The organism is Laedolimicola sp., assembly GCF_051972735.1.
Classification (GTDB): domain Bacteria; phylum Bacillota; class Clostridia; order Lachnospirales; family Lachnospiraceae; genus Laedolimicola; species Laedolimicola intestinihominis.
In genome coordinates this window covers 1-16,813 of sequence record NZ_JBOKYU010000013.1, presented here as the reverse complement: position 1 = coordinate 16,813, position 16,813 = coordinate 1, and the positions used below count along the sequence as shown (strand labels likewise).

General features: G+C 49.8%; 14 protein-coding genes. 2 read left to right on the top strand and 12 right to left on the bottom strand.

Going from position 1 to position 16,813, the window contains the following annotated elements; translation table 11 throughout:
- Positions 1-233 precede the first annotated feature (233 nt).
- Genes ACTRC3_RS04985 through ACTRC3_RS04975 form a run of 3 tightly spaced genes read right to left on the bottom strand, consistent with a single transcriptional unit; the run spans position 234 to position 4,983 of the window.
- Positions 234-2,102: an ABC transporter ATP-binding protein gene (locus ACTRC3_RS04985; RefSeq protein ID WP_440322006.1), complete on the bottom strand. Its 1,869-nt coding sequence runs from the start codon at positions 2,100-2,102 to the stop codon at positions 234-236.
- Positions 2,102-3,829: an ABC transporter ATP-binding protein gene (locus ACTRC3_RS04980; RefSeq protein WP_440322004.1), complete on the bottom strand. Its 1,728-nt coding sequence runs from the start codon at positions 3,827-3,829 to the stop codon at positions 2,102-2,104. The genes ACTRC3_RS04985 and ACTRC3_RS04980 overlap by 1 nt, the downstream gene beginning before the upstream one ends.
- Positions 3,830-3,861: 32 nt before the next feature.
- Positions 3,862-4,983, bottom strand: a complete 1,122-nt coding sequence (locus ACTRC3_RS04975; RefSeq protein WP_440322002.1) for a M20 metallopeptidase family protein — start codon at positions 4,981-4,983, stop codon at positions 3,862-3,864.
- A 282-nt stretch (positions 4,984-5,265) separates the two neighbouring features.
- Here ACTRC3_RS04975 and ACTRC3_RS04970 point away from each other — a divergent pair, with 282 nt between their 5' ends.
- Complete coding sequence (locus ACTRC3_RS04970; RefSeq protein ID WP_440322000.1) at positions 5,266-7,068, top strand: Na/Pi cotransporter family protein; 1,803 nt, start codon at positions 5,266-5,268, stop codon at positions 7,066-7,068.
- A gap of 47 nt (positions 7,069-7,115) precedes the next feature.
- Here the strand turns inward: ACTRC3_RS04970 and ACTRC3_RS04965 are convergent, their stop codons facing one another.
- From ACTRC3_RS04965 to ACTRC3_RS04935, 7 genes are all read right to left on the bottom strand, one after another.
- Positions 7,116-8,027, bottom strand: coding sequence for an AEC family transporter (locus ACTRC3_RS04965; protein WP_440321998.1), 912 nt, complete (start codon positions 8,025-8,027; stop codon positions 7,116-7,118).
- Entirely contained in the window at positions 8,024-8,788 is a 765-nt protein-coding gene (locus tag ACTRC3_RS04960; protein WP_440321996.1) for a ChbG/HpnK family deacetylase, read from the bottom strand. The genes ACTRC3_RS04965 and ACTRC3_RS04960 overlap by 4 nt, the downstream gene beginning before the upstream one ends.
- Positions 8,789-10,201 carry a PTS transporter subunit EIIC gene (locus ACTRC3_RS04955; RefSeq protein ID WP_440321994.1) on the bottom strand — a complete coding sequence of 471 codons (1,413 nt, stop codon included), beginning with the start codon at positions 10,199-10,201 and terminating at the stop codon, positions 8,789-8,791.
- 84 nt (positions 10,202-10,285) lie between these two features.
- Positions 10,286-11,098 carry a PRD domain-containing protein gene (locus ACTRC3_RS04950; RefSeq protein WP_440321992.1) on the bottom strand — a complete coding sequence of 271 codons (813 nt, stop codon included), beginning with the start codon at positions 11,096-11,098 and terminating at the stop codon, positions 10,286-10,288.
- A gap of 234 nt (positions 11,099-11,332) precedes the next feature.
- Entirely contained in the window at positions 11,333-11,566 is a 234-nt protein-coding gene (locus ACTRC3_RS04945; RefSeq protein WP_440321990.1) for a hypothetical protein, read from the bottom strand.
- Positions 11,567-11,677: 111 nt separating this feature from the next.
- Entirely contained in the window at positions 11,678-12,517 is an 840-nt protein-coding gene (locus tag ACTRC3_RS04940; RefSeq protein WP_440321988.1) for a DegV family protein, read from the bottom strand.
- Between the two features lie 148 nt (positions 12,518-12,665).
- Positions 12,666-13,949 carry a M18 family aminopeptidase gene (locus ACTRC3_RS04935; protein ID WP_440321986.1) on the bottom strand — a complete coding sequence of 428 codons (1,284 nt, stop codon included), beginning with the start codon at positions 13,947-13,949 and terminating at the stop codon, positions 12,666-12,668.
- A gap of 205 nt (positions 13,950-14,154) precedes the next feature.
- Here ACTRC3_RS04935 and ACTRC3_RS04930 point away from each other — a divergent pair, with 205 nt between their 5' ends.
- Positions 14,155-14,658 carry a DUF5721 family protein gene (locus tag ACTRC3_RS04930; protein ID WP_440321984.1) on the top strand — a complete coding sequence of 168 codons (504 nt, stop codon included), beginning with the start codon at positions 14,155-14,157 and terminating at the stop codon, positions 14,656-14,658.
- Positions 14,659-14,696: 38 nt separating this feature from the next.
- On the opposite strand, the gene ACTRC3_RS04925 is transcribed toward ACTRC3_RS04930, so the two are convergent.
- Together ACTRC3_RS04925 and ACTRC3_RS04920 are read right to left on the bottom strand one after the other, a co-directional pair.
- Complete coding sequence (locus tag ACTRC3_RS04925) at positions 14,697-15,845, bottom strand: DHHW family protein (protein ID WP_440321982.1); 1,149 nt, start codon at positions 15,843-15,845, stop codon at positions 14,697-14,699.
- Positions 15,846-15,876: 31 nt separating this feature from the next.
- A partial coding sequence (locus ACTRC3_RS04920) for an MBOAT family O-acyltransferase (protein ID WP_440321980.1) occupies positions 15,877-16,813 on the bottom strand: 937 nt, incomplete at its 5' end.

Here is a 16,813-nt window from a genome sequence, read left to right as displayed (position 1 = left end):
TTTGACAATATTGTTAAATTTGTATCGAGAACACCATATTTATGATCACTTTATTCTAGCGCAGAATAGAACCATATTCCAGTTTTTTTTTCAGTACAATTCTGTTTTTTACCGGAATTTCAGAACGAAAAAGATTATTTCTATATCCACATCGTAAAAAAACAGGATATCCTTCCTCTGTATCATCCAGATTTTGGAAATCCTGTTTGTATACAATTTATCTTTCTCCCAGTTTATTCCAGTTCGAACTGTCCGGTATACAGCTGGTAATACCTTCCTTTGTTCGCAAGCAGCGCTTCGTGATCGCCCCGCTCGATGATTTCACCCTTCTCCAGCACCATGATAGCCTTGGAATTACGGACCGTGGAAAGCCGGTGGGCGATAACAAAGACCGTCCGGCCATCCATAATAGCGTCCATGCCCTTCTCGATGAGCCGCTCCGTTCTGGTATCGATGGAACTGGTGGCCTCGTCGAGGATCAGCACCGGCGGCTTCGCTATGGCCGCACGGGCAATGGCGATGAGCTGCCGCTGCCCCTGGGACAGATTGCTGCCGTCGCTGTAAAGCATGGTGTCATAGCCGTCCGGAAGACGCCGGATAAAGGAATCCGCATTGGCAATTCGGGCTGCCTCCCGCACCTCCTCGTCGGTGGCGTCGAGCTTTCCGTAACGGATATTATCGGCAATGGTTCCGGTAAACAGATGAGTCTCCTGGATAACCATAGCCAGGGAATGGCGCAGATCATCTTTTCGAATCCGCCGAATGTCGATGCCGTCATAGGTGATGGTGCCGGATTCCATCTCATAAAACCGGTTAATCAGATTGATAATCGTAGTCTTCCCGGCTCCGGTGCTGCCCACGAACGCAATCTTCTGACCCGGCTTGGCATACAGGGAGATCCCATTTAAAATATGCTTTCCCGGCACATAGCCGAAGACCACATTGTCGAATTTCACATCACCCCGGAGTTTCCGCAGCTCCGTCCTGCCGCCCGGCTCCTCCGCCGGAAGCTTCCACGCGAAATGACCGGTGTGCTCCGCGATTTCTTTGAGCGTTCCATTTTCTTCCAATACATTGCAGAGGGTCACATCGCCCTCGTCCGCCTCAGGCTCGGCCTCCATCAGATCGAAGATCCGCTCTGCCCCGGCAAGAGCCGTCAGAATCTGGTTAATCTGGGCCGTAAACTGGTTCATAGGCAGGGCGCTCTGGCGCACAAACACCAGATAGGATGACAGGCTTCCGATATCCAGAAAGCCGTTCAGAGTAAAGATACCGCCCACACAGGCCGATACCGCGTAATTCAGATAGGAAAGGCTGACCACCGTGGGCACCTGCATACCTGTGTAGGTCAGGGCGTCTGTGGACTCCTTCCGCAGATTTTCATTGAGACCGCAGAAAATATCGAAATTGATTTTCTCATGATTGAAGATTTTCTCCACCTTCTGACCCGCCATCATTTCCTCCGCAAAGCCATTAATTTTGCCAAGCTCTGCCTGCTGCCGCTGATAATATTTCCGGCTCCGCTTACTGTTTGTCCGGATAAAAATGCCCATCATAACCAGAAACACCATAACAATCAGAGACAGCCTTACGCTCAGAACCATCATCATTACAATGGTGCCCACCAGGGTCAGAAAGCTCTGGATCGCCATGGCGAAGCTATTGTTCATGGCCTCCTGCACCGTGTCCACATCATTGGTGAAGCGGCTCATCAGCTCCCCGTGGGTATGGGCGTCAAAATACTGTAACGGCAGGGTCTGCACATGGGCAAAGAGGTCGCTTCGAATCTCCTGCACCACAGTCTGAGCCGATTTGATCATGAGCTGGTTGTAGGCCAGGGTCGCAAGCGCGCCGCAGAAATACATGACGCCCATGGCTGCCACCGCGCTGACCAGACCCTTCATATCCCCGGGCATGATAAAGCGGTTGATGACCGGCTTTAAGAGATAGGTTCCCATGACGCTGGCCCCGGTGCTGATACACACCAGAACTCCCACCAGCAGAAACATCCATTTATGAAGTCCCATATAATGAAGGAGATGCTTCAGGGTATTTTTCGTATTTTTAGGCCGCTTGTAGCCCACATAACTATACCGTGCCATTAAAGCTCCACTCCTTCCTTCTGAGATTCGTATATCTGCTGATAAATTTCACTGCGGGCCAGCAGCTCCTCGTGAGTGCCGATGGCGCTGACCCGCCCATCGTCCAGAATGATAATCTGATCCGCGTGCCGGACAGAGGAAATCCGCTGTCCGATGATGATTTTCGTCATATCAGGCAGAGCCGCGCCCATGCGCTCCCGAATCTTCGCCTCTGTAGCCGTATCCACAGCGCTGGTGGAATCGTCGAGAATCAGGATTTTCGGTTTCTTCAAAAGCGCACGGGCGATGCAGATCCGCTGCTTCTGGCCGCCGGACACATTGACGCCGCCCTGACCCATCTCGGTCTCATACCCCTCTGGCAGCCGTTCCAACACCTCGTCCACGCAGGCGATGCGGCAGGCTTCCTCGATCTCTTTCATGGAAGCGTCCTCCTTTCCCCAGCGCAGATTGTCCAGGAGGCTTCCGGAAAACAGGGTATTTTTCTGCAGTACCATGGCAATTGCCTCCCTAAGATGCGCCATCGGATACTCCTGTACCGGAACGCCGTCCACCTTCACCACGCCTTCGGTGGCGTCATAAAGTCTCGGGATCAGCTGCACCAGCGTAGACTTGGCCGCGCCGGTCTGTCCGATGACGCCCACGGTCTGGCCCGCTTCTATATGGAAGGAAATATCCGAAAGCACATATTCCTTCGCCTCTTTTTTATACTTGAACCACACATGTTCAAAGTCCACGCTGCCGCGTTCCACTTCGATGTTCCGGACTTTTTCGTCCGTCAGATCCACCTTTTCGTCGATAACCTCCAGAATTCTGGCGCCGGACGCCATCGAGCGCGTCAGCAACAGAAATACATTGGAAATCATCATCAGGGAATTCAGAATTTGCAGCACATAGCTTAAAAATCCCGTGAGCTCGCCCACCTTCATACTGCCCTTCTGAATCAGATAACCGCCAAAAAGCAGAATCGCCAGAATTGTGCCGTACATGACGAACTGCATGGCCGGCATGTTCAGGGCGGCTAACCGAAAGGCCGTCTCGGATTCCTGACGCAGATTCTGATTGCCTTCCTCAAACTTTTCTACTTCATAGTCGCCCCGGACACAGGCCTTGACGATACGCACCGCCGTCAGGTTTTCCTGGACGATCCGGTTCACCGTATCAATGGCGGTCTGCATCCGGGAATAAAGCGGACGCACCTTCATGGTAATTACAAACAAAGCTGTAGCCAGTACCGGTAATGCCACAAAGAACACCAACGCCAGGGTATGGTTGATGGAAAATGCCACGCCGGTGGCCACCACCAGCATCATGGGTCCACGGCAGAAGGGGCGCATGCCCATGGACACTGCGTTCTGAATATTGGTCACGTCGCTGGTGAGACGGGTCACCAGGGATGAGGAGCGGAAATGGTCGATGTTGGCAAAGGAGTAGCCCTGGAGCTTCTCATACTCAGCCTTTCTCAATTCCGCGCCCAGCCCCTGGCCGGTCAGCGCCGCAAACCGGGCGCTTCCCACGCCCAGCACCAGCGCGATCAGTGCGCAGCCCACCATCTGCAGTCCCTTCATATAGATATAAGCCCGGTCGCCGTTCGACACACCCACGTCGATGAGGTCGGCCATGATGAGCGGTACCAGCAGCTCAAATACCCCCTCTGTCATAATGCAGACGACCGCCAGGGCGGCGTATTTTTTATATTGATTCATGTAGGAAAATAAGCGTATCAGCATCGTTCTGTTCCTCCGAATGTTGTCCTTCTATCTTACAGGAGCTTTAAAAAGCTCTCCGCCGTCCGCATGAGCAGCCCGTCCGGGTACTCGTAAGTCTCTGTGTGAAGCCCCGGATGCTCCACGCCTGCTCCGATGCCGAAGAACGCCCCCCGGCAACGATTCAGGTAATGGCCGAAGTCCTCACTCCAGCGCATAGGCTCCGGCAGGATGCGGCCGCCACAGACTTTTAATACCTTTTTGGCGCAGGCGCTGTCATTTTCGGTAGCCGGAAAGACGTCCTGCTCCTCTGTCTCCAGGATAAGGCCGTCCTGTGCCGCCAGTTCTTCCGCACGGGTCAGTACCATTTGACGCAATTTTTTCAGATCCACGCCCCGCTCCGCCCGGAGGGTCAGCCAGACTTCCGCCTTCTCAGCCGCCGCACCGAAGGCTTTCTCGCCCATCTGTACGCCGATAACGGTGCAAAGAGCCATACCGCTGTAGCCGTGTTCTTTCTTATTTAAAAATGACGGGATCCCGGTCAACAGCTGTCCCACAGCAGGGGCCGGGGAGACGCCCAGCTCCGGATAGGCTGCGTGGGTGGGCTTTCCGAGGAACCGTAAGGTCAGCCCTTCCGAGCCGCAGGCAAAGGTTCCTTCCTTTGTATACACTTCTCCGAAGGCAAAGCCCGGCAGGTTATGCGCGCCGTAGATTTCTCCGATCTCTTCCTTCTCAAAAAGCTCACAGCAGGTCGCTGCGCCCGTCCCGGTCTCCTCGGCGGGCTGGAACAGAAAGAATACATTTCTTCCCGGTTCCCGCCCCTCTTTTATCTGCTGCTCCAACAGAAGCGCCGCGCCGCAGAGGGCAGACGCATGACCGTCATGGCCGCAGAGATGGGCCGCGCCGCCCTCCGGTAAGGCCAATGCGTCATAATCAGCCCGGAAGGCGATCCCTTTTTTCGCCGGATCCACCATGTCGCTTCGATATGCCGCGTAAAAACCTCCGCCACAGCCGCGAAGTTCCAAACCGGTATTTTCTTCCAGAAATTGCTTTAAGGCGGCCTTCGTCTTCTGTTCCTGCCCCGAGATCTCCGGGCAGGTATGGAGCCGATGCCGCAGTTCCTTTATCTGATTCTCTATCCGACTTCTTGCAGCATTCCATTCTTCTGTCTGTTTCATTGCTTCACCCTTCTCTCTTTTTATCCCCTGTCCATCCCGTTTTGCCATGGACTTTTATTTCTTTTCTTCTGATACAGATTTATTTTAGCAGACCCATTTTCCCTTTTCAAGTTTTTAGAGGCTGCGCCTGTTCTTCGGCAGATCCTCCTCATCCTTCCCTGTTTTTGTAAATTTTACATTGAATTTTCATAAAAATGCAGTTAAGGGATTGTAAAACCCGCGTAAATTATCATATAATAGAAATGTTCGTGTAAATGAAAAAAACACTTAGGAGAAAAAACAATGAATGGAATATCAATTATCCTGACACTGTTAAGCGGAGTCGCTCTATTCCTTTTCGGTATGTCCATGATGGGAGATGGACTGAAACGGGTGGCAGGAAATAAGCTGGAGCTGGTGCTCTACAAGCTCACCAGCACGCCCTTAAAGGGTATTCTTCTGGGAACTGCCGTGACCGCCATCATCCAGTCCTCCTCCGCTACCACCGTCATGGTGGTCGGATTTGTAAACTCCGGTATGATGAAGGTGGCTCAGGCCATCGGTATCATCATGGGAGCCAACATCGGTACCAGTGTGACCGGCTGGATCCTCTGTCTGTCTTACATCGACGGCTCCAGCGGCATCGCCCAGCTTCTGTCCACCGCTACCATTTCCGCGGTAGTGGCTATCATCGGTATCATTTTCAAGATGTTCGTGAAGAAGACCACTTATAAAAATGTGGGCGACATCATGCTGGGCTTCTCTATTCTGATGGTAGGCATGCAGACCATGAGCGGCGCTGTCTCTCCCTTAAAGGAGAGTCCCCACTTCGTCAATCTGCTGACCACCTTTGAGAACCCGTTCATGGGTATTCTGGTGGGTATCGCTTTCACCGCCGTGCTGCAGAGTGCGTCCGCTTCCGTCGGTATCCTCCAGGCCCTGTCCATGACCGGCAGCATCAGCTTTGCGGCGGCTCTTCCGATTACCATGGGTATCGGCGTCGGCGCGGCATGTCCGGTGCTTCTCTCTTCCATCGGAACCAATAAGAACGGTAAGCGTACTGCCCTGATCTATCTGCTGAACGACCTGTTCGGTATGATTTTCTGGTCCATTGTATTCTACACGGTCAATGCTTTCGTGCATTTCCCGTTCATGGATATGACTATGCGGCCTGTGACCATTGCGCTTATGAACTCCGTGTTCCGTATGGCGACCATTCTGGTATTGGTGCCCTTTATCGGATTCATCGAGAAATTCGTCTTCTGGCTTGTGAAGGATGACCCGGAGGAGCTGGAGGATCAGGCAGACTTCGATCTGCTGGAGGAGCGTTTCCTGGCTTACCCGGCCCTGGCTATCACCCAGAGCCATACCGCTATGAACGGCATGGCCAAAAAGGCCCGCAAGAATCTGAGCCGTTCCTTCGCCCTTCTGAAGGATTTCTCCCAGGAGAAATACAACAAGATTCAGGAGAAAGAGAACCTCATCGACAAATACGAGGACAAGCTGGGAACCTACCTGATGCAGCTGACCGGTCAGCCCATGAACAGCACCCAGACCCAGCAGGTATCCGAATTTCTGCACACCTTAAGCGACTTTGAGCGTCTGGGCGACCACGCCGTCAATATTTCCAAGGTGGCCCTGGAGCTGGCAGAGAAGAAGATCAGCTTCTCCGAATCTGCCCAGTATGAAATCAGCGTATTGAGCGCTTCTATCCGGGAAATCACAGACCTGACGGTAGACGCCTTCTGCACCGATTCCCTGGAGATTGCCCGTAAGGTGGAGCCCTTACGTGAGCTCATCGGCATGCTCTGCAACGAGCTGAAGAACCGTCACATCACCCGTCTCCGGGAGGGCAAATGTGAATTCCAGCAGGGCTTCGCCTTCAACGATCTGCTGACCAACCTGGAACGTGTGGCAGCCCACTGCTCCAACGTGGCCGTTGCCATGATTGAGACTGACAGTTCCGAATTCGACACCCACGAGTACGTAAAGAGCGTCCGACACATGCGGGACGAAGCTTATCAGGAGTGCTTCAATGCTTATGCGGAGAAGTATAATATTGCAGCTCCGGAGAAGGCTGAAAAGAAAGAGAAAAAATCGAAATAAAAATGCGGGGGTGTTGCATATGCAACACCCCCTATGTGTCTTGTAATTTAAAACAAAGAAATCACCGCAAACACAAGCGGAATTGTAATCACGCACACCAGACTGGTCAATACCGAAGCCTCACACGCCAGTTTTATATTTTTCTGATACAATCCGGCATAAATAACGGTATTGGACGGAACTGGCATCGCCATCATCAGGATCATCATGACCACAACCTCCTCCGGAATCGGCAGACGACTCAGTATCAGCCAATAGAGAATCGGAAGTATCAGCATTTTTATTGCCAGAAATACATAGATTCTATAATCCTCAAGCATTTCCCGGATTTTTGCCTGACTCAATGACGCACCAATAATCAGCATAGCCATGGGAGTCGTAATATTGCCCATAGATGTCAGTGCTTTTTCCAGCACCGGAGGAAGCTGTAAATGCAGAAGACAGATTACAATGGCCAGCATCGACGCAATGACGGGAGGATTTCCCAGCTTTTTCAGAGAAATTCCTTTTTTATCACGCATCAGATATTCTCCATACGAAAACAGCATCAGATTGTTGGGCAAAAGGAAGAGCACTGCATAAATCAGTGCCTCTTTCCCCAGGACTGCCTCTACTACCGGCAGCCCCATAAATCCCACATTTGAAAACATATACATAAATTCATACAGCCTTCTGTCCGTTTTGATACCCGTTATCCATACCACTGCTTTTGCCATCAACGCACACAGTACACTAAACAGGAAAAATCCCAGCAAATACAGAAGCACCTCCGATACCGTAAATCTGCTCCCTCCTGTTGCGGAAGATAATACTACTCCCGGAATACCGATATTTAACACTATCCTTGAAAAATCTGGAATAATTTCCTCTTTCAGAAGCTTTTCTTTCCCACTCAGCCAGCCACAGCCAATCATAAGAAACAAGATCAGCATTTGCGTCACAAGAACAGAAATTTTCACGCGCTCTCCTCACTTTCCAGCTGCCTGTATGTTGTGCTTTTTACCTGATACTGCTGGAGCATCCCATTCTGCTCTACCCGGGTCAAAAATGCCACTTCTTTTACCCGCGGTATCAGAAGTGAAGACGCCAGCAACAATTCATCATCAACAAACCCCGGATGGCAAATCATTACCTCCACATCCTCTCTGGAGCCTTCGCATATAGTCCTGAATGTCCGCCAGGGATCATAATCCGGCTGCATACTTTCCATCCAGAAATGCACGCGTCTGCCTCCTATGAGCATAAAATTCTCCGGACTGGTCAGAACCGGAATATATTGTATCCCGTATTTCCCAGCCACTGCCTGAATAGCCCGGAAATAGATTTCATTCAGAACCGCATGTCCTTCCATATAGTCCGGTTCACGTCCGCACATCTCCCGAAAGCGCAGATATTGGGCCTCTGTCTCCCGGAACACCTCATCATAATCTATCTTTACCTTTTCTCCGTTATATTCGCTCGATGACCGGAAACAGCCATTTTCTTTTACAAGAGAAGGCAGCTTTGATACATCTGATACTGGTTTCCCATACGAAATATTTACATGCAGCCCCAGGCAGATTTCAAAATTTTGAACCATTTCATAGCCTTCCTGGGAATGTTCCAGGTTTACAATCAGTCCAACTGTACGGACTACCCCTTTTTTGATTGTTTTTTCAATACCCAAATTCACACCTTCTGAATAGCCCAAATCATCTGCTCTGAATATAATTTCTTTCATTTACACCACTTTCTTTTCTTCAAATCCAATAAAGTAAGTCGTGATTGCTGCAACTCCAAATGCAATAACTGCCGCAATAATACCATTAATAAAGTTCATATTGGATCCTCCCAGGAAATCCAACAGGCTTAAGAAATTTCCCACTGGTACAATCTGGTAAGCAGTCAGATTCATAATTCCTGCATACAGACCGCCTGCAAAACCGCCTGCCATCATTCCCAAAAGTGGTTTTTTATAGCGTAAGCCCACACCGTACAGACCCGGTTCCGTAATTCCTCCAATCAACTGAGCTACAATATAGGAAAGTGCCAGAGATTTCTTTTCACCGTCTTTTTCCCGGAGAAATACTCCCAGGCACATACCACCTACCGTAAAGGCTGAACAGCTTGATGCCAGTACAAAAGACTCCTGGCCTGTCTCTGCCATCACTACCATTGTAGTAGTGATTAGAAGCCAGTGCATACCACTCATAACAAGATACTGCCACAGGGCTGCAACCATAGCGATTGCCAAAACCTTTACGATTCCGCCCGAATTTCCCATCCACAAAAAGAATTCCGAAATATATTTCCCAAGGAAATGTCCTGCCGGTCCCAGTACGCACAGCGCCAGGGGCAGCGTTACCAGAATTGTCAAAAACGGTGCAAATACCGGTTTTAGCACAGACGGTGTCTTCTTGTTAAAGAAGCGTTCGATATAGGACATAATCCATACCGATAAAATGGACGGGAAAATACTGGAGGTATAATTTTGCACAAGACACGGAATTCCAAATACCCGGAACGTGGTTTCTCCATCTGCCATGGCACTGAAGGTCGGATGAATCAATATTGCTCCCATTAAAATTCCAAGGAGAGGATTCACTCCAAATTTTTTGGCCGCTGTATAACCCACCGCTACCGGCAGGAAGTAAAAGGATGCGTCACCTACAAAATTGAACAAAATGTACAGATCACTCGTTTCCGGCATAATGTTCAACATATTCGGCCCAAACACAGCAATCAGGGTCTTGAACATTGCAGATACAATCAAGATCGGAATAATCGGAGTCAGGCATCCCGATAATGTACTCAGAATCCTGTTACCCACATTGTGCCAGGTCAGTTTTTCTTTCCTATCTTCTCCAACGTTTTCTTTTCCTGTATCCTGTGCCTGCAAGCCAGCCGTTTTGCAAACCAGCTGATAGGCTTCATCTACCTGTTGTCCAATGATGATCTGGAACTGTTCTCCGGACCACAGTGCACCTACAACTCCGGAAAGCTTTTCTATTTCCTCTTTCCTGACCAGCCCTTTGTCCTTTAAGTCAAACCGCAGGCGGGTAACACAATGTGTAAAAAATGAAATGTTTTCTTTTCCGCCAATCAGAGGAATTACATTCTCTGCCAGCTCCTGGTATTTCTCTTTCTTAGCCATTTTTCTCTCTATTCTCCTTAATCTTTTTTATAACAACACAGCATTGCGCGCTCATGCTGTGACGTTCACATTGTTTCACTACAGTCATTCCTTTTCTTCTCTGGAACACAACCGGTTAATATGTAAAATCAGATACAGTATTTCTTCATTTTTCAGCTGCACCTTCAGATATTTTTCTATTTTCAGGGCACACTCGTAAGCCTTGGGATACTGTCTCTTCAGCTCTTCGTACATTTTTTCATTTTCCGTATTGAGACTTTCATTCTTCTTTACTCTTTCCAGCAAATAATGGAGATGAGTCAGGAAACGGGAATAGTTAAATCCGTTTTTATCAATCTGAATTTTCATGGCTTCTTCTATTATCCCAGTACATTGATCCACAATATCTTTTTCATCCCTGTTTGCTTGCTGAACAGCTGTAACTTTTCCCCCGATAAAATGCAGAGCAATGCTTGCCGCTTCCTCCCTGGGAAGATGAAGCTTAAACTTCCTGTTAATCAATTTTACTGCGTACTTTCCTATCTCCGTTTCTTCCGGATAAAGATTTTTTATTTCATAAAGCATCGGCAATTGGATACTGATATGTTCTATCTCTCTTTTAATCGCGAATTGAATATGGTCAGCCAGCGTAAATATCACACTGGAGGGCGTATGCTGGAGCCGTTCTCTTGCATAATCGTATATTTCTGTCGCCAGCTCCAGAATATCTTCCGGGATCACTTCCATCACGTGGATATAATTTTCCGGAATATTATAAAAAGTTCTCTGTATTTTCTCCAGAGGCACCTCACAGGGCGGTTTCATAAACCCAATTCCTTTTCCAAAAGCAATCATTTCCCTGCCCTGGCTGTCCTGGCACAGAGATACGTTGTTGTTGATATTTTTAATAATTCTCACTTTAATCCCCTTTTTACGCACAAAAAAAACTTCGGAACATTATCCCAGACACATCAATGTCTGTAGGATAAGCCTCCGAAGGAGTAACAAACCTACTTATTTATAAATATAGAATACCATATTTTTTTGACTTGTCAACCGTTTTCTTAAATATTTAAGGAATCGCTGCAAAATATCGCTCACACTTTCTGTGTCTCCCGACTGTATTTTGCAGCGATTCTTCCTTTTCTCCTCCTACTGCTGCAATGTGTTCACATACTCATCAATCGCCGTAGTGGTGATCGCTACATCTGAGGTATCCGGTTTGTTAGCACTATCGTAGATGGAATAGCCAAGCCAGCAAACCAGCGCCAGCGCTACCAGGCCTGCGCAAAGCTTCACGAGGAACTTCTCGTGCTTTTCTCTTGCCATAATCTTCTTGCGGTTGGCTTTCTGCTCTTTGTAACGATCTACTTTTTCCTGACTCATAATCTCGATTTCCTCTCTCGCTTTTTCACGGAATCCAGTCGGACTTCGTTCTGCTGCTTTTTATTATAGCATAACTTTGTGAAAAAGCTATGAAAAAATTATTCTTTTTCCTTACGCCACCACAATAATGCCGCCGTCGCTGGCATAGAGGCTGCTGACTCCGGCTGTATCCAGAATCAGGAAATCTTTCACAGAAATCCGTTTTGCGATCTCCTCTTTCACAAACTGCGCCCGCTCGGGACAATTGCAGTGGGAAATCGCCACAATCTTCTCTGCCGGATTCTTTATCTCCTCTGCCACGTAATCGGCCATACGCTTCAGCGCCCGGTTCATGCCCCTGGCCTGATCCTTCTGGCAGATGGTTCCCTGGGGGGTAGCTCCCATGACCGGCTTGATATTCAGGGCATTTGCCACAAAGGCCTTCAGATTGCTCAGACGGCCATTCTTCCGGAGGGCCTCCAGCGATTCCAGTACAAAATACGTATGCTGATCCGCAATGTACGCGTCCACGGCAGCAATCACATCCTCAAAGCTCATGCCGGCCTTTTCGCAGGCTTCAATCTTCAGGGCAATCAACGTCTCTCCGATGGAGGCAGAGCGGGAATTAAAGATATGGATTTTCTTTTCCCCGTATTCCTCCTCGTACAGCTTCTTACCCAGCTCTGCGCTGTTATAGGAGCCGCTCAGCTCTGCGGAAAGCGTCACCGCGTATACGTGATCCGCGTCGCAGGTATAGGCTTCCAGGTACCGGTGCGGAGACGGACAGGAGGACTTGGGACAATTGGGGCTGGCAGCCACTCTTTTCAGAAAGTCTGCCTGATCAAAGGTCTCATCGTCCACTACCAGATGTCCGTCAATATCCAGGGTCAGCGGCACACGTTCAAAATGCCCGTCCTTCTTATAGCTTTCCGGCAGTTCCCCGCAGCTGTCCATGACAATCTTATAACTCATAACGTTCCCATTCCTCCACTGTCTCTATTTTCAACCGCTCAACATCTTCACGGTTTCCATACAAAATCTCATGTTCTTCAAATTATTTTATGTAGTTTTAAATACTACATTACATATTAACACAACGCTATGAGCTTTTCAATACCTTTTATGATAAACTGTAAAATGCCTGCACCAGTCGCACCAGGCTTTCCTGGTCGGAGGTTCCCATCAGCTCCCGGCTGGAATGCATGGCCAGAAGCGGAACGCCGATATCCACGGTCCGGATGGGCAGAATGGAGGACGCGATGGAGCCCAGGGTACTGCCGCCCGCACTGTCGGAGCGGTTCACAAACTTCTGACAGGGAATCTCCCCGCTGTCACAGATCTGCTGGACGATGGCCACGGCCTCGCTGTCGGTGGCGTAGGACTGACTACAGGCCTCCTTGATGCAGACGCCCTTTCCCAGCACGTTCTGATTGGTGGGATCATGCTTGTCCGTATGATTGGGATGGATTCCGTGGGCCACGTCCACGGAGAGCAGCATGCTGTCCCCGTAGGCCTCCAGAAACTGGTCTCGGCCTCCGTCCAGGGACAGAAGAATCCGCTCCAGCACGGCGCTTAAAAGGGTCGAGCCTGCGCCCTGCTTTGTGCGACTGCCGATTTCCTCATGGTCAAAGTATGCTGCCACATTGATCCCCCGATCCCTTCCGCCTTCCAGAAGCGCCGTGGTAATGGCCTGCACGCTGGTCAGATTGTCCAGACGGGGTGAGGAAATAAATTCCTCGGAAAGGCCCAGATAATCGCCGGTATCCGTATTGTAAAGTCCCAGCTCGTACTCCAGGATATCTTCTTTCTTCACCTGCAGCCGCTCCGCCAGACGGGTCAGGAACTCCTCGGAAGCCTCCAGGCCGAAGACCGGAAGCATATCCTTCTGGCGGTTCAGCTCCACGCCCTTATTGACCTCCCGGTTCATATGGATAGCCAGGTTTGGGATGGTCAGGAAAGGCTTTTTAAAGTCCACTAAGCGCATCTGGGGATGGAAGACGTCGTCACTTCGAAGGGCCACCCGCCCGGAGGCAGACAGGGGACGATCCAGCCAGGTATTTAAAATGGCGCCTCCGTAAACTTCCACATTGAGCTGGCGGTAGCCCGCCTTCTTCACCTCCGGCGAGGGCTTGATCCGCAGTCCCGGAAAGTCTGTATGAGCCGCCGCCATGCGGAAGGCGTCGCCGGTCCGGTAGTTCTTTCCTATGGTAAATGCCACCAGACTGGTTCCGTGGTGGGTCATATAGTAACGGCCTCCCTTTTCCAGTTTCCAGTTTTTTCCCAACTGCACTTTTTTAAAACCTGCCTCCTGAAGCTGCCGCTCCACACTGGCGGTCACATGGAAGGGCGAAGTCCCCTCCTCGGTGAGCTGCAGGAGTTTTTCGGCGTGATCAATTTTATTCATAGGGATGTTCCTCCTTTGTCGTGTTTTTCTATCTCACAGTATACATGAATTTTTACTTTCTGTGAACTATTTATCAGAGAGCTCTACTACCTATAAAACGAGTATAAAACGATATTTTCAAATCCAGGCTCTGTTTTCATTGAATTATCGATTCGTTCTGTGTATACTAAAAACAGGCTGTATTCTATTTTCACAGGAGGTTTCTATGATTTCTTTTCAGATGGAAGACGTAAAGGCTTTCATGAATAAGCTTTTACTTTCTCAGACCTTCGATGCGTTCCATGTGGTGGAGGGCAGTATCATCACCTACAGCACCTTCCATTTCGATGGGCATCTGCATCCGGACTATTATACAAAAGAAGAACAGGAAGCCCTGGGGCTTTCTGCGCGCCGTTTCGCGCGCTGGCAGGAATTAAAGCCCTTCTGCCTGGAGCTTATCAAGGGGAAACGGACACCTCTGGGCTTTCGCTTTACCTTTCAGCTCTCACCGGAAAATACGGAAAAATTACTAAACCAGACCGCTTCCCCCTTTTCTTTGGGAGATGTAAACGGCCTGGCCTTAAATATCCGCTATGAGGACGGAAACGTCATCTGTACTACCGCCCTGTCTTTAAATCTCTTTACCATGGATAAGTCTCTGGAGCACGCCTGGGATCAGATGGTGCAGAAGTTCTTTTTAAAGCAGGAGCTGGCGTTTCAACTCTTATAAATAGCTATATCCAGGGAAACGACTTATTTTGTCGGCTATTATTCCAATACATAATGTAACACGTCGTCTTCCAAAAACGTATTTAAATTATAGAGAAACAGCACATCCGTGAACCCATACTGCCCCATCAGCTTTTCCAGATTGTCGTAATAATACCTGGGATCCACCAGCACAATCTCTTCGAAGCCGTCGGTCAGATAAGGCACGAAGCAGTTGGCGTAGGAATCCTTCACAAGAAGCAGCTTCCGGCCCGTGGAGGCCATGGTTCGGATCTCGGTCAACGGATGATTGCCGTTTAAAAACATGCCATATTTGTCTTTGGTACTCAGCTTCTCTGACGCATACAGGGAAGCTGATTTTGTCTGCTCCTGCACGTAGGTGACCACCAATTCAGTCTCCGGCTCCGGCCAGTAGACCTCGATGGTATCGTCCGAAACCTGATAACCACTCCTTGCGGACAAGGTTCCCTGAAACTGCGCGGTCACCGGATACAGTTTTTCCCCGATGTTCTCCGCCTTTTCCGCCACTCCCGGAATGTTCATCACCTCCGCCGCCTTTTCATAGGCGTACCAGGCCCCCAGCGTGGTCCAGTGGTGGTCGCTCCGGTAATAGAGGTATTCGTCCTTATGCGCCCGCAACGTCTCATACAGGGGGATTTCCGTCACCGAACTGTTCTGTTCCTCCTGATACCTCTGAAGCGTTTGAAGCTGCTGCTCCTGTTCTGCCACCGGCACGTATCCCGGCAGCCGCTCCTTCTGTACAGACGCCGCGTCCGGAGCCAGCATCAGATAGGAATGCACGTCCGGATACTGGCTGCAAAAGTGATTGATGGCGTCCAGATTTTTCCACACCTCGTTTCCGATTTCCGACGGTTCCTCAAAAAGCTGATTTTCTCCCAGATATACATCCCCGGATTTATTTTTGCCAAGCAGCTGATCCGCCGCCGTCTGCAGGCGAATCCACTGATCCCGGAAGGCGAACTGATCGGTCTGGTATTTTTCAAAGCTGCTCATAAAGCGACCGTCCACCAGCTCCGCCAGGCCGAAGGCAGGCTTTTGCTGCAGCATCCGGTTTTCCGTGTCGGAGAATTTCATATCCTTATGAAGGAAATTGGCTGCAGTAAAACCGGCCAGCACCAGCACGAAGCCAAGTCCCAATATTTTATTCAAATTTTTTCTGTCTCTCATCGTAAGCCTCTGTCCATCTATTTTCCCGTTTTCAGAATCGGAAATACAAAAACGGATTATACGTATCCCGAATCAGATATGCCACTGCCAACAAAAACAGCGCCAGATATCCGACTAAAATCAGACCGTCCCACCAGTCATTTTCCTGCAGCTTCCGCCAGATTCCAAATGGCAGCGGCGTGGAAAATAATGCCGCCAGGATAAACAGAACAAGTCCTGTGGTCAGGTAATAAAGCCCCGCCGCATCCGCCAGGCCGGCTGCGCCCCGTCCGAACAGCGCCGCCAGATATTGCCCCGCCGCCGTGAGACTGGGGCTGAAGAAGAACACCCAGCCTGTCATCACCAGGAACAGCGTGTACACCCGTCTTAGTACCGGCCATTGTTCGATTTTTCCTTTTAATACATATTTTTCGAAAATCAGCAAAATTCCGTAATACAGGCCCCAGACCACAAAATTCCAGCTGGCCCCGTGCCAGAGCCCGGTCAGCATCCAGACCACCAGCAGATTGAACATATGCCGTCCTGCTTTCACCCGGTTACCGCCCAGCGGGATGTACACATACTCCCGGAACCAGGAGCTTAAGGACATATGCCACCGCCGCCAGAAATCCGTAATGCTTTTCGCACAGTAGGGATAGTTAAAATTGGGCCGGAATCCAAAGCCCAGCATTTTCCCAAGGCCGATGGCCATATCGGAATAGCCGCTGAAATCAAAATAAATCTGAAGAGTATAGGCCAGCACGCCAAGCCAGGCTGACAGTACCGACAGGCCGGAAAGGGCCGTAATTTCCTGAAATATAACGCCCAGATTGTTGGCCAGAAGCACCTTCTTCGAAAGGCCGCTTATAAAATACCGGACTCCGTCTCCAAACTTCTCCGGGGACATTTCCCGCTTCTGAAGCTGGGCGTCCACATCCGCGTACTGGACGATGGGACCCGCCACCAGCTGTGGGAACATGGAGATATAG